The following is a 13,710-nucleotide window of genomic DNA, read 5'->3' on the forward strand; positions in this document are numbered from 1 at the left end:
TTCCTTTCATTAATTACACATTAAGTTGAAACTTTTCATATAGTTTACATTTTTTCTCGGCAAAAGAAAGACTGGCTAAGAGTTTAAACGGCTCTTCTCCAGTCAGTCCTGTCGGATTATTTACGGGCACGGTTGCGTTGCGAGGATTCCATAATCACTGGCAAAATAACCGGGCGACGCTTGGTTTGTTCAAATAAGAACCGACTCAATCGGTCACGAATATCTTGTTTTAGCTTACTCCATTCAAAATCATCCGTGTGCAAATGCTTCTCAACGATTTCCGCTACCATATCTCCACTTTCCCGAATCAAATCTCGGCTAGCTTTGACATAAACAAAACCTCTTGAAGTGATTTGCGGACGAGCAACGATTTTCTTTTCGCGGCGGCTGATAGTGACAACTACCACAAAAATACCATCTTCCGATAAAACTTTACGATCCCGCAAGACGATGTTGCCGATATCTCCGACACCAATACCGTCGATCAGGACATTTTCAGCGGGAACAGATCCGGCTTGAACCATTTCCCCATTTTGATATTCCAGTACATCTCCTCGCGCGGCAATAAAAATATTGCGGGCAGGAATGCCGACTAATTTTGCCAGTTCAGCATGGGCATCCAATTGACGGTACTCCCCTTGGATTGGAATCAAATATTTTGGTCGCAACATATTCATCATCAGTTGTAAATCGTCGGGATTAGCATGTCCGGAAACGCGCATATTGTCAGAAATTTGTTTTACCGCACCACCAGCACGATAAATGATATCCTCTGTTTTTGCCACAAAGGTTTCCGTTGCAGTGGTTGGTGTAGTAGCGATGTAAACCAAATCACCTTCCTGAATACGCAAGGTGCGATGGGTTCCATTCGCCATTTTTTGTAAGGCTTTGATTGGTTCACCCATTCGACCGGTTTCCAAAATCAACAATTTTTCTGGTGGATAATTTTTCATTTCTTTTTGGGTGATGAATAGGTCTTCATCCGGAACTTCCAATTTTCCCAGCTTCATCGCGGTTCGGATGATTCGACCAAAATCCAACCCAGTCAAGACTACTTTTCGATCGGAACGATAGGCAGCATTCAATACCTGTTGTACCCGTTGCAAATTGCTGGCAACGCTGGCGACGATAATTCGTCCTTCCCAATAGCGGATGTTGTCGTAAACTTCATCAGCGATTTTGCGTTCAGAAGCAACTTTCGCTGGATTTTCTGCATTAGAAGACGTGCTTAGTAGCGCCAACACACCTTCTCTGCCGATTTCAGCCAAACGAGCAAAATCTGTTTGATACATTGGCACTGCTGCCTGATCAAATTTAAAGTCTCCAGTATACACGATCGTTCCTTCAGGAGTTTTCAAGCTGATCCCAACTGAATCTGGAATGGAGTGGGTAGTCCTGAAGAAGCTGACCGTGGTATCACTAAAGTCGATTTCTGTATGTTCATCAATCACATGAAACGCTTTGAATTTTTTTGTTGCCTCATTTTTGTGGACATTGATTTTTGCCAACTCGATCGTTAGTTTCGTCCCAAAAACGGGAACATTGATTTTTTCTAATAGATAAGGCAATGCCCCGATAGCATCTGCGTGCCCATGGGTCAGAAAAACACCTGCAACACGATCTGCATTTTCTATTAAATAAGTAAAGTCAGGAATCACGGTATCAATTCCCAACAATTCGCTTTCAGGATAACGCAGACCGCAATCCAAAACGAATAGATCATCTCCCACTTCAACGGCGTAAAGATTTTTTCCATTTTCTCGTACACCACTGATTGGGATAATTTTGATACTGCTCAAATTATTCACCTCTCGAATATTTTTTAATATATACAAATACTTCCAAGCATAAGCACCCACGTTCCATTATACAATAAAATAAGGAAAAAGTAGACTGATTCCTTCCGATTCTCACCGAATCCATGGAAATCAAAAGAAAAATTTCAGAATTTCCCACCCCAAATTTCTTTGCACCAATAACGAAGTATGGTATCATCAAAATAGAACAATTAGAAAGTAGGGAAAGGAATGACGGCAGCGATGCGATTGCGTTTTGTACTTTTGAATAGCTAATTAAATACAATTCAAAAGTCTTGTCAAAACGACGATTTCATGGGATAAGTGTCGACATTTTTATAACCGCTTGCTGGTTACATTATGATCACCCAAGGGATAGCGTAAGGCTCTCCCTTTTTTGTGTACCCAAAAATTGCGTTTTGCCAAGGAAACAAGGAGTGCAAAATCAATGGAACTAGCAGTGAAATTAACAGATGTTGCCGTTACATTCGGCAATAAAGATATTTTTCAAATCGATGAGCTGACCGCTTATCAAAATGATCGTATTGGAATCGTCGGTGGCAATGGTCAAGGAAAATCAACCTTACTAAACTTAATCGCCGACAAAATCCAGCCGGATCGCGGGAAAATTAAGCGGGAAACAGCCTTTACTTATTTTTCACAGATTGCTTTACCGGATGAAGCAGAAACAGAATTAGACGGCGAATTATTGGGACGAATGAAAGTTCCCACCAACAGCATCACTACCCTCAGTGGGGGTGAAGGATCAAAATTACGCTTGACACAAGCCTTGACAAATTATCAGTTGGGCATGCTTTTGGATGAACCCACTACTCATCTGGATCGCCGCAGCATTGATGTGCTGATTGAAGAACTGAAGTATTATTACGGAACGTTGCTTTTTGTCAGCCATGACCGCGGGTTTCTCAATCAACTGGCGACCAAAATCTGGGAAGTTTCGGAGGGGAAAATTCGCGAATTCAACGGCAATTACGACGACTACCAACAGCAAAAAGAACAAGAACGTCTGGCGCAGGAAAATGCCTTTTCCCACTATGAACAGGAAAAAAACCGCCTTGCTGCCGCAGCTCAGAAGAAAAAAGAACAAGCGGCACGAATGGCACGTGTTTCAGATAAAAAGAAAAAACAAAATATACGTCCTGACCGCCTGTCTTCCTCCAAACAAAAAGATACCGTTCAAAAAGCGGCGCAAAAAACAGCAAAAACGATTGAAAAACGATTGGAGCAACTGGAAACAGTCCAGAATGTGGCAGGACAAAGAAAGATTATCTTCCCGCCTTCGATTGCTTTGACGATCCACAACAAATTTCCCATCATGGGGGATAGAATCACTTTGATTAAAGGAGAAAAATGCTTACTGGAACAAGCAAGTTTTCAATTTCCCCTCGGCAAAAAAATTGCCCTGATTGGTGATAACGGAACAGGAAAATCCAGTTTGCTGCAATACATTCAAGAAAATCAACCGGGCATCACCTTATCGCCCAAAGTTGTTTTCAGCACCTATCAGCAAATGGATTATCAACTTCATCAGCGAGAAACGATTTTATCTTTTCTGATGAAACGAACGGATTATTCCGAAAGTTTGGTTCGCAGTCTTTTAAATAATCTTGGATTTTTACAAACCGAATTAGACAAACCCGTCCAAAAATTAAGCGGCGGCGAAGCGACACGCGTCTCCATGGCCCTCGTTTTCGTCAAACCCGCCAATGTGTTGATTTTGGATGAACCGACAAATTTTATCGACTTGTCAACTGTATCCGCGTTAGAAGGATTTCTTCGGGCTTATCCCGGAACGGTCTTGTTTACCTCCCATGACCCGTACTTTGTCAAAACGGTGGCAGATGAAGTCTATGAGATCAAAGGAAAACAGCTTAAACGCCACTACTGATTTTTTCAAACTTACAACTTTGTTAGGTTTTTCAATGGTCTTTTTCACTTAGGCTGTGGTATCTTGTAAACACCAAGAAAGAAAGGTTGATTTATTATGAGAAAAACAATTGGCGGACTAGTATTGATTTTGGTCCTTGGCGTCGGTGCCTATTTTGGTTATAACTACTACAAAGAAACGTACCAAGGAATCCCAGCTTATGCAAAAGTACCTGCAACAACTCCCGAAAAAGTGCAAACAAAAAGCGATTCCGGTGAAATTATCAAAGGTTGGTCTTCCTATAAATACACCTTCACCTTTGTAAAAGAAAATGGTGAACACCAAGAAATGACCTATGAATTGAGTGGAGAAAATCCAACTCCTTTCCAACCAAATACCATCGTTAAAGCTTCTATCAGTAAAAAACGGGTAATCAAAGGACCAAATGTGGTTGAAAAATCCTCCGTACCCGAGAAAGTGCTGAAGGAATTGGGGGAATAATCCTTTCTCACCACGATACAAAGAAAAATACTCGATAGAATCCGGACAAAGGTCCGATTCTATCGAGTATTTTATTTGCGTTTTATTTAGCTTTCACCAAGCCCATTTCATGCAGTGTTTCTGCGATTTGCACAGAATTCCATGCAGCACCTTTTAATAAATTGTCAGAAACTACCCACATATGAAACCCATTTGCTACATCTAAATCTCGGCGCAAGCGTCCGACAAAAGTTTCTTTTCTGCCGACACTGTTTAACGCTTGGGGATAAATTTGTTGACTTGGATCATCTTCCAAAACGATTCCCGGCGCATCTTTTAATAGATTTTTCAAGGCTGCCACATCGGTTGCATCTTTGGTTTCGATGTAAACAGATTCAGAATGCCCGCTGAATACCGGAACCCGCACGCAGGTCGCCGCTACTTTAATTTTGTCGTCTGCCATAATTTTATGGGTTTCGTTGATCATTTTCCACTCTTCATAGGTATAATCATCCTCGGCAAAAACATCGATTTGTGGCAAAGCATTGAAGGCGATTGGATAATGTTTTTTATCCCCACCAGAAGGTAAAATCTCTGGATTCAATTCGTCAGCAGAAGCACCTTCCAAATAAGCCAAGGTTTCGCGTTTTAATTCTTCCATTGCTTTTGCACCAGCTCCGGAAACTGCTTGATAAGTCGAAACGATGATTCGATCCAACCCCACGGCTTGACGAATCGGTTCCAATGCCACCATCATTTGAATTGTTGAACAGTTTGGATTGGCAATGATTCCTTTATGTTGACGCAAGGCTTCTTTATTTACCTCTGGAACCACTAGCGGTACTTCCGGGTCCATACGAAAATGACTGGTATTATCGACGACCACAGCACCACGTTTTACTGCTTCCGGCGCAAAGATTTTCGAAATTCCGCCACCTGCACTAAACAGCGCAATATCAATACCCTCAAAAGATTCCGGCACTAATTCTTCCACAGCCAGTTCCTTTCCCTTGAAGGTCAATATTTTTCCTGCTGAACGCTTGGAAGCCAATAATTTTACCTCCGCAAGCGGCAAAGTAGTCTGTTCTAACATCTCGATCATTCTTGTGCCCACTGCACCTGTTGCGCCAACAACCGCAACCCGATATCCTGTACTCATACCTTCCATCTCCTCTTGGCAAGAAATTTTTGTCAAAATTTCAAGCGATTTTCCCGCCCATCCTTACCAAATCCATCATAAAGTAGAACGAGTCTCAAAAATTAACTTTTTGCCATTTTAGCACATTTTCCCATTAATTACAGTAACAACCGTTGTAAAATTCTGAAAATGCTTTTTCACACGGAGGGCTTCGCAAATACTCGGCTCATTTTGCCTTCTCTCATTGAAAATCCGTCTTTTTTTTGGTATAGTTGCCACATTCTAATATCTGGAGGCTAACCACATGGCACGAGTAGAAAGTTTTGAATTAAATCATAATGAAGTAAAAGCACCGTATGTCCGCCTTGCCGGCAGTGAAACAAATAATAACACCCTGATCCAAAAATACGATTTGCGTTTTTTACAGCCAAATCAAGCCGCCTTGCCAACCGCCGCACTGCATACGCTGGAACATTTATTGGCAGTTAATTTGCGGGATTATTTGACAGGCGTAATCGATTTATCACCAATGGGTTGTCGAACAGGTTTTTATTTGATTCTTTGGGGTGAACATACTACCGAAGAAATTCGAGATGCGTTAGCCACTGTGTTGCAAAAACATGTCATCGAAACCGATGAAGTTCCGGCGGTCTCCCCAAAAGAATGCGGAAATTATCGGGATCATTCTCTTTTCAGCGCCAAAGAATATGCGATTCAAGTGTTGGATCAAGGTATTTCCAGCGATCCCTTTGAACGCAAGCTATAAAAAAAGAACCAAGAATAGTTTGGAAGAGACTTCCACTATTCTTGGTTTTTCATTATAGATTATTTAACCATTCTCGCGCTGCTTGCAGCTCATCCATATTGATTTGATGACCAGTTTTTGTACGGGCAATCGTTACTTCTGCATTCCGTGTTTCAAAGGCTTGATCCAATTCATTAAAGGAGGCATCGCTAACGATCGGATCACCGTCTCCAAAAGAAAGCCAAACTTTTTTATCTGCCAAAGAAAATGTCTTTGTGTGGCGTTCCAAAGACATCGGATGGAAGAAAATACCTCTCGTCAAGTTGGTCTCTCGTTCCAAAAGGAGATGGGCAGCGATGTTGGCACCATTTGAATACCCCACTAATACCCAATCCTCGATAGGAATATTTTTTTCTTTGCTTAATTCTTTAATTTCTTCGTACAAGCGGTCTGCTTCTTCCTCCAGACTGTCAAAATCAAACTGATTTAAACCATTTCGTTTGAAAAAGCGATTCATTCCTTCTTCTTGTACTTCTCCTCGAAAGGATAATATCTTACAGGAACCATCTAAAAAACGAGCAATATCTACCAAAGAATATTCATCACCGCCAGTACCATGCAGCAGCAACAAATTTTTTCCGCCGGCTTCTCCCGCATCGAAATAATACTTCATTTTTCGTCCCACCTTTTTGCTTACTTATTGTAAGTGTAAGATACCATGAGACTTTTTTTCTGACAAGCAATCTGTTTTACCTAATTGAACTGACCATAACCAGAAAATTTTCCCAATGCGAAAAAGCCCTTTGTTCCATCTTCTCGTGGTTGAACGCCCCATAAAAAACCATCGGCGATGCAAATATCGTTGATTTTTATCTTCTGCCCAACAGATAACAACGCAATCGTCGGACTTTTGCGGTCAGGCTTTTGTCGCAGATAAACAGCCGTTGTTAAGTTGAAAGTTTTCATGGGAAAATCCCCCTCTCCTTCCGTTGACGTCCCAAAAAAGTACGAAAGCGTTTTTCGATGCAACCGATTCAGATCCAGCGGTCCTTCATATCCCGACAGTCGTCCTGCTGAAGTGTACTGATGCAGGTCATAATCAGTCGTTGCCGTTGGATTGCTGCCGGTATAAACTCCGGAGTTAGCACCATAAGTGGGCAGCCAGATACCATCAAAAGCGGTGACGTCCAAATTCAACTGTTTGTACAGGTGATTGGCAATATACACGCCAACTTTTTTCGCTCCTAATTTTTTCAACGTACGGCGGTATATTTCACACCCGCTGCGCATCTCTTTCATGGAAAATTCCTCCACGTCCAACCACCAAAAACTTGGCTGAAATTCTTTTCCCCGCAACCAAAAAAACTCCGCCTCTCGTGCCATATCGTTAAAATTAATTCCCCGTACCCAAGCATAAACTGCAAAGGGGATTCCACGTTTTTTGAACTCCTTAATATGGGTTTGATAGTGCTTGTCTACATAGGCACTGCCATATTGAATCCGAATAATCACACCACCAATTTGCTTTGCCAAAAGATCATAATTGATGACAGCCGGGCGCTGCCATTCGCTAATATCAATAATCAGTGGTTTTGGTCGCATACTTTTCCTCCTCCCAAGTAAAAAAGAAGTGGGCAGTCGCCCACTTCTTCTCTTAAAATAATGGGGTCTCGGTTACTTCGACATATTTTGCACTTTCTACTGCAGCAAACAATGCCACCCCGTCTTTTTCAAAAAGCGACAATTCCGTAATATCCTCCATCGCTTGTCGGACCTGTTCTCCTGTCAAATTTTCATCCGCCAATTTGGGAATTAGGTTATGTTTTTTACCTTCTGCATTTGCAAACGTCAAATATAATTTTTTCATCTATTTTTTCCTCCTATTTTGTGTGCTGTGTTGCTACTGTTTCAATAACACTCACAACGACAGCTGAATTTGGTGCCAGCTGATCCATAGCATCACCTAATGCCAGAATCTCTGTTTCTGACGGTACAGCAACCACATTTGCAAAACGCTGTTTGGTCAATTTTTCCTTGCCATCTTCTTGATACATAATCCCCAATTCCGTACTTACGTGTGTTTTCATTTTACTTCCTCCAATTCGTTGATTTGTAAGTTGCGCCCCTTACACCTCTATAACGAAATTTTCGAGGCAAATGTAAAGCGATTTTTTTATTTTTTTGAAAAATTTTTTTAATTTCGGAAGAAATCTTGATTTAACAGTCTTCTTTGAGAAGCCCGTAATTTTCTGCGGCAATGGTACCGCATTTGCCGAGTCATTGTTTCATCCTCCAATAATCGTGCAACTAATTTTTGTTCCCCGCTGTCTAACGCTTGCCAAAAATCAATGGCCAATGTTCGGGCATCAATTCTCGAAAAAGTTTCCGGCAAATACGCAATCACCGTATCTCCTAACTTTTCTCTTTCTGCCTGTTTACGCTGTTTTCTGCGGATATCTGCCGCTTGCCAAACAAGCTTTTGAAACAACAACCCTTTAGGCCAGATTTCTTCAAAAGCTTGTTGCGTGGCAAAAGGCTCACTAAGCTTACAGCAAATCAACCGCAGTTCCTGCAAGTAATCATCAAAATCTGCTTGTCCTTCTGAAATTCCAGCTCGCCGCAAAATCTTCTCAAAAAAATCCTGATGAAGCAGCAACCACTCATTCAATTGTCCTCTCTCCATTTTATACATCCTTTATTTTCATTCCGGCCGGTACCTAAACTGTAACAAATTCATCTATCTACGTACTTTCGGAAATCCAACGAAAAAAATCGAAATAAAATAAAAAAAACTGAAAAACCTTTCGTAATTATTTAAGGATTACTTTTTTTACAACTAATTAATCAAGGATGTGTTTATGTATGGAAAATTTTTCTTGTCTCAAAACAGGTGAACCAATCAACATTTCACCGGAATTTATCACAGAGATTCCTCTTTCTTCGATCACAGAATATTGCCAGACCCGAATTTTTCAACCGGAAAATATTGCCTGTCTCTGTGAGAAAATCGAGCCGATTGCAACAATTCATCCCTATAAAGTTATTCACGCCCTTTTGCCGATTGCCCGGAAAGAGTGTTCCCACTCCTTGGTGCTGACTGCTGAGGATTTCCGGCAAGTGGCGGCTACACATAAAAAAATCACAGAGTCTTTGCTCCATGATCATTTACATATTCAACCACAACTGTATCGCTTTGCACTTGCTGCAGTCTTTGATCAGTGTAAATACAGATTGCCTTGTAGTTTGCCAAACTATTGCCTCATTCCTCTTGGGGGAGTGACAGAAAAAGATACGATATGGGTCAATCCGGCACAAATTGCTGCGATCAGTGAAGAACTCAACTGCACAGAATTGATTTTACGAAATGGGTTTCGAATCGCTTGTAAAATGTCCCGTCAAAGTATTCATAACAGTATGTTACTGGGATTTCTTTGCCAAGGAATCATTAAACGGGAATGGCAATACGAATCCCTGCAAAGTAATCTGCCGCTGCAAGAATACCTGCATCTTCCCGGAACTCGCGAGATCAATCATGTAATTCAGAATCACCTCGTTGCTGACATTCCCGGCAAGCGTGGCGATTGGTTTCGCTCCTATTTTGACGAAAAGAAAATCGAAGTTATTCGTGCATTAACTGAAAAAGAAGAACGACTTTTGGAGAAAAATCGTTTATAAAAACAGCCCCAACCACGTTTACTTAAGGTGGTTGGGGCTGTTGGTTTAAATTGTAGCTGATAGTTTTTCTGTTACTTCACCATCAACACACTGCATGGTGCGTTATTCACGATATATTGGGTGGTTGATCCGGCTTTTTCTCGAGTGATGGAACCCATGCCTGTTGCCCCCACAATAATCAAATCCAAAGAATGAGCTTCCGGAATCGTTCGAGTGATGTAGACTTTTGGATTACCGACTTCCACGATAGGCTCCACTTGCTCGATCCCGGCTTCTTTTGCATCATGGATTCGTTTCAGCATATCCATTTCCACTTTTTCTTGTTCTTCTTTCAAAATTTTCGTATAGGCGTAAGAACTGGTGGACAATTCTTCTTCATTGATAATTGCTGCGATAAAGAGTCTTGCTTGGTTGTAACTGGCAATTCTGATTGCTTCATCAAATGCGGCATCGGCATTTTTTGATCCGTCAATCGCTACTAGAATTTCATTGTATCCATTCATTGGAAACGCCTCCTTTTCTTCATTATACCATTGCGGGAACAAAGACAAAATAATTTAAGTTTGCGGATGCTTATCGTTTTAATCACTTGACTCATTCTTTGTACTCGAAAAAATTTAGTTGCTCTCCAATCAAAAAAAAACGAACCGTCAAATTAGCAGACGGTTCGTTGTTTTATCTCGGACTAATCCCGAGTGAAATTCGTCCAAATCGACTGATACGAGTCACTTTCCACGCTGGTGACCACACAGTTTCAACAGTGACTTTTTCGATTCCATCAATTTCAGTTAATGCTATCCCAATTTCACTCGGAACGGTCGCCATACAGCCACAGCCCATCGAAGTATAGGTAAGAACTACATGACAATGCCCATTTTCCTCCAAATTAATTTCATAAACCAACCCTAAATTATAAATGTCCAACCCGATTTCCGGATCATATATGGTTTGAAGTTTCTCGATTAGCTGCTCACTCACTGTGGCTGCCAGATCATTCACTTGGATGTCATCTCTCATACTTTTGCCTCTTTTCCAACTACCAAAAATAGTTTATGTGTATTTTTTCATAAAGCGTGGCTTTTTTCAAGGGGAATTATGAACTTTTTTTCATTTAAATCTAGAAAATTTCAAGTGTTGTGTTAAAATACAATTAGAATAAATAGATTTATTATTCAAGAGACAACAACTGGTTTGAAAGGAGTGTTCCAAAATGACTGACAATCAGCCAAAGAAAGATATTAGAATTAGAAGCAAAATTTATGATAGTATGGTTAAATCTCCTAACCGTGCATTGTTGCGGGCAACAGGTATGGGGGATGAAGAATTCAAGCAGCCGATTATTGGCGTAATCAGCACTTGGGCCGAAAATACTCCTTGTAATATTCACTTGGAAGACTTAGGAAAAATCGCTAAAAAAGGCATTAAGACAGCAGGCGGTTGGCCCGTTCAATTTGGCACTATCACCGTTTCAGACGGTATCGCCATGGGAACCCCCGGCATGCGCTTTTCTTTACCTTCACGGGATATCATTGCTGATTCAGTCGAAGCTGCCATTAGCGGACACAATTGTGATGCCTTTGTTGCAATTGGCGGCTGTGACAAAAATATGCCCGGCTGTATGATTGCTATCGCTAATACTGATATTCCTTCGATTTTTGTTTACGGTGGAACTATTGCACCGGGAAAATTAGATGGAAAAGACATTGATTTGGTTTCTGTTTTCGAAGCAATCGGGAAATGGAACCATAACGACATGACCGAAGAAGAAGTACGAAAAATTGAATGCAATGCCTGTCCTGGTCCTGGAGGATGCGGCGGAATGTACACTGCCAACACGATGGCATCCGCCATTGAAGCAATGGGCATGAGCTTACCCGGGTCCTCTTCGCACCCAGCCACTACCGAAGCAAAACTGCGGGATGTTGAAGAAGCTGGAGAAGCCGTGATGGAGCTGTTGAAAAAAGGCATCTATCCAAAAGACATCATGACCCGTAAAGCCTTTGAAAATGCAATCACCGTAGTTATGGCTCTAGGAGGTTCTACCAATGCAATCCTCCATTTGATGGCGATGGCACATGCGGCCAATGTTGAATTGACCTTGGATGATTTCAACGATTTCCAAGAAAAAGTACCACATTTGGCAGATTTGAAACCAAGCGGACAATACGTTTTCCAAGATTTGTACGAAGTCGGCGGCGTTCCTGCCGTTATGAAATACCTTTATGAGAATGGCTACCTCCACGGAGATTGCTTGACCGTAACTGGTAAAACTTTGGCTGAAAACTTAGCCGATGTTCCTTCATTGAAAGAAGGACAAAAAGTCATCATGCCGCTAGAAAATCCAAAACGAAAAGATGGTCCATTGATTATTTTGCACGGAAATTTAGCTCCAGAAGGCGCAGTTGCCAAGGTTTCCGGTGTGAAGGTTCGCCGTCATGAAGGTCCAGCAAAAGTCTTTAATACAGAAGACGAAGCCATTAATGCGGTATTGACAGATGAAATTGTCGATGGTGATGTGGTGGTCGTTCGTTACGTAGGTCCTAAAGGTGGTCCCGGCATGCCGGAAATGCTCTCTCTATCCAGCATGATTGTTGGGAAAGGGCAAGGTGAAACGGTTGCGCTATTGACAGATGGACGTTTCTCAGGAGGAACTTATGGACTGGTGGTAGGACATATTGCGCCAGAAGCCCAAGATGGCGGACCGATTGCGTTGCTGCAAACCGGCGACTTAGTAGTCGTCGATCAAGACACCAAAGAGATCACGATGAAGGTTTCCGAAGCTGAACTTGCCAAACGCCAAGCAGCTCTCGTGATTCCACCGCTACATTCCCGCGGTGTTCTTGGAAAATATGCTCATATTGTTTCCAGTTCATCTAAAGGTGCCATCACTGATTTCTGGGAAAAAGAATAATTTACTCTCCTAAAAATGGTTTCCTTTTTCAATGGCACTTCCAGTATACTAAGTGTAAGGTTTTTATTCGCTGCGAGCGAATAACCTTGCACTTTTTTTAAAAGGAGAAAAAGACAATGATCAAAAATCTGCTGAAAAACTATAACTTTCTTCTTGGCATCGGCCTTTTGCCTCTTTCCTACTTAGAATTGATCTCAGACGGTTTGTCCCGTTGGTTTGGTGTTCTCTTTTTCATTGCCTGTCTTCTTCACCTCGGTATCGGATTCTACGTCGTACGCACACAAGAAAAATAATCAGCCACGCTGCAACGATGCGACGTGGCTGATTGTTTTTATCTTGTCGAATGAAACAGGCGCTTTCCAACTATATCAAATACATTTGCCAAGGAAACTGTCACTAAGGCTGCAACAATCATTTCAACTAATCCATTTGACGTAATAACCGCACCAATCATGGCTAAAACAGCGGTTAGTGATTGATAGCCTAAGTCGTGACCAAAAATCAAGCCCATGAGTCCAAGAACCAGAACTGTGTTGGTCAATGAACCAATCAAGCCAGCGATCCCATAGCTGATGTTATGGGAGATATTTTTCCTGCTAAATAGTGCAAGGACCAAAGCGGGTGTGACACCTACCAAAATACGTGGCAAGATCGCCACAACGATCGCTAATAAATTTCCCTGCTCACTTCCCGGAGCCGGCACAAAAGGCGAGAAAACAAAACTTGTCGGACTAATAACAATCGTTGCCCGATAAAGGCTTAGTAAGCCGAAAACCAATCCAAGAAAAGCCCCTCTTTTGTATCCTAAAAGAATGGAACCAACAATGACCGGAATATGCATGGTAGTAATCGCAAACGGACCGATCTGCAAAAAGCCTAATGGTGTGGCATACAATAAAAACTGAATAGCAAGTAGAATTGAGGTATACACTAATTTTTTCGTTCGAAGATTATTTTTCACGATTTTTCTCTCCCATTTTGACAACTGCCTGCTTATTCATCTTCCCAAGTCGCTAGTCGAGCAACAAATTATCTGCGCTTAGCTAAATTCTCCGATTCATGTATAATAGAATAGAT

General features: G+C 41.6%; 16 protein-coding genes. 6 read left to right on the forward strand and 10 right to left on the reverse strand.

Translation table 11 applies throughout. The features are described 5' to 3' along the window. Window positions 1–116: 116 nt before the first annotated feature. Complete coding sequence (locus FFM66_RS00175) at window positions 117–1,799, reverse strand: ribonuclease J (protein ID WP_137604654.1); 1,683 nt, start codon at window positions 1,797–1,799, stop codon at window positions 117–119. 445 nt (window positions 1,800–2,244) lie between these two features. On the opposite strand from FFM66_RS00175, the gene abc-f reads away from it, so the two are divergent. Beyond that, on the forward strand, window positions 2,245–3,705 hold the full coding sequence (abc-f, locus tag FFM66_RS00180) for a ribosomal protection-like ABC-F family protein (protein ID WP_137604655.1): 1,461 nt from the start codon (window positions 2,245–2,247) through the stop codon (window positions 3,703–3,705). Window positions 3,706–3,801: 96 nt separating this feature from the next. After that, entirely contained in the window at window positions 3,802–4,185 is a 384-nt protein-coding gene (locus tag FFM66_RS00185) for a YxeA family protein (RefSeq protein ID WP_048604228.1), read from the forward strand. Between the two features lie 82 nt (window positions 4,186–4,267). Here the strand turns inward: FFM66_RS00185 and FFM66_RS00190 are convergent, their stop codons facing one another. Further along, the gene (locus tag FFM66_RS00190; RefSeq protein WP_048604229.1) at window positions 4,268–5,323 is read right to left on the reverse strand and encodes an aspartate-semialdehyde dehydrogenase; all 1,056 of its coding nucleotides are present in this window, start codon (window positions 5,321–5,323) and stop codon (window positions 4,268–4,270) included. Window positions 5,324–5,606: 283 nt separating this feature from the next. On the opposite strand from FFM66_RS00190, the gene FFM66_RS00195 reads away from it, so the two are divergent. Beyond that, on the forward strand, window positions 5,607–6,068 hold the full coding sequence (locus FFM66_RS00195) for an S-ribosylhomocysteine lyase (protein WP_048604230.1): 462 nt from the start codon (window positions 5,607–5,609) through the stop codon (window positions 6,066–6,068). Between the two features lie 52 nt (window positions 6,069–6,120). Here the strand turns inward: FFM66_RS00195 and FFM66_RS00200 are convergent, their stop codons facing one another. The 5 genes from FFM66_RS00200 to FFM66_RS00220 form a co-directional block, all read right to left on the reverse strand. Next, a complete protein-coding gene (locus tag FFM66_RS00200; RefSeq protein WP_137604656.1) occupies window positions 6,121–6,720 on the reverse strand; it encodes an alpha/beta hydrolase in 600 nt (199 codons plus the stop codon). A gap of 80 nt (window positions 6,721–6,800) precedes the next feature. After that, window positions 6,801–7,649 (reverse strand): GH25 family lysozyme, encoded by an 849-nt coding sequence (locus FFM66_RS00205; RefSeq protein WP_137604657.1) that lies wholly within the window; start codon window positions 7,647–7,649, stop codon window positions 6,801–6,803. A 52-nt stretch (window positions 7,650–7,701) separates the two neighbouring features. Further along, window positions 7,702–7,914 carry a DUF2922 domain-containing protein gene (locus FFM66_RS00210; protein WP_137604658.1) on the reverse strand — a complete coding sequence of 71 codons (213 nt, stop codon included), beginning with the start codon at window positions 7,912–7,914 and terminating at the stop codon, window positions 7,702–7,704. Window positions 7,915–7,927: 13 nt separating this feature from the next. Further along, on the reverse strand, window positions 7,928–8,134 hold the full coding sequence (locus FFM66_RS00215) for a DUF1659 domain-containing protein (protein WP_048604233.1): 207 nt from the start codon (window positions 8,132–8,134) through the stop codon (window positions 7,928–7,930). Window positions 8,135–8,241: 107 nt separating this feature from the next. Beyond that, the gene (locus tag FFM66_RS00220; RefSeq protein ID WP_137604659.1) at window positions 8,242–8,730 is read right to left on the reverse strand and encodes a hypothetical protein; all 489 of its coding nucleotides are present in this window, start codon (window positions 8,728–8,730) and stop codon (window positions 8,242–8,244) included. Between the two features lie 179 nt (window positions 8,731–8,909). On the opposite strand from FFM66_RS00220, the gene FFM66_RS00225 reads away from it, so the two are divergent. After that, window positions 8,910–9,722 carry a hypothetical protein gene (locus tag FFM66_RS00225; RefSeq protein ID WP_137604660.1) on the forward strand — a complete coding sequence of 271 codons (813 nt, stop codon included), beginning with the start codon at window positions 8,910–8,912 and terminating at the stop codon, window positions 9,720–9,722. Between the two features lie 71 nt (window positions 9,723–9,793). On the opposite strand, the gene FFM66_RS00230 is transcribed toward FFM66_RS00225, so the two are convergent. Both FFM66_RS00230 and FFM66_RS00235 read right to left on the reverse strand, forming a co-directional pair. Then, on the reverse strand, window positions 9,794–10,225 hold the full coding sequence (locus FFM66_RS00230; protein WP_048604236.1) for a universal stress protein: 432 nt from the start codon (window positions 10,223–10,225) through the stop codon (window positions 9,794–9,796). 172 nt (window positions 10,226–10,397) lie between these two features. Beyond that, window positions 10,398–10,739 carry a metal-sulfur cluster assembly factor gene (locus FFM66_RS00235; protein ID WP_137604661.1) on the reverse strand — a complete coding sequence of 114 codons (342 nt, stop codon included), beginning with the start codon at window positions 10,737–10,739 and terminating at the stop codon, window positions 10,398–10,400. A 193-nt stretch (window positions 10,740–10,932) separates the two neighbouring features. Here FFM66_RS00235 and ilvD point away from each other — a divergent pair, with 193 nt between their 5' ends. Next, window positions 10,933–12,633, forward strand: coding sequence for a dihydroxy-acid dehydratase (ilvD, locus tag FFM66_RS00240; protein WP_137604662.1), 1,701 nt, complete (start codon window positions 10,933–10,935; stop codon window positions 12,631–12,633). 116 nt (window positions 12,634–12,749) lie between these two features. Continuing rightward, window positions 12,750–12,926 (forward strand): hypothetical protein, encoded by a 177-nt coding sequence (locus tag FFM66_RS11285; protein WP_171000756.1) that lies wholly within the window; start codon window positions 12,750–12,752, stop codon window positions 12,924–12,926. A gap of 38 nt (window positions 12,927–12,964) precedes the next feature. Here FFM66_RS11285 and FFM66_RS00245 read toward each other — a convergent pair whose 3' ends face one another. Beyond that, window positions 12,965–13,594, reverse strand: a complete 630-nt coding sequence (locus FFM66_RS00245) for an ECF transporter S component (protein WP_048604239.1) — start codon at window positions 13,592–13,594, stop codon at window positions 12,965–12,967. Window positions 13,595–13,710 lie beyond the last annotated feature (116 nt).

It is taken from the genome of Enterococcus songbeiensis, assembly GCF_005405265.1.
Lineage (GTDB): Bacteria > Bacillota > Bacilli > Lactobacillales > Enterococcaceae > Enterococcus_C > Enterococcus_C songbeiensis.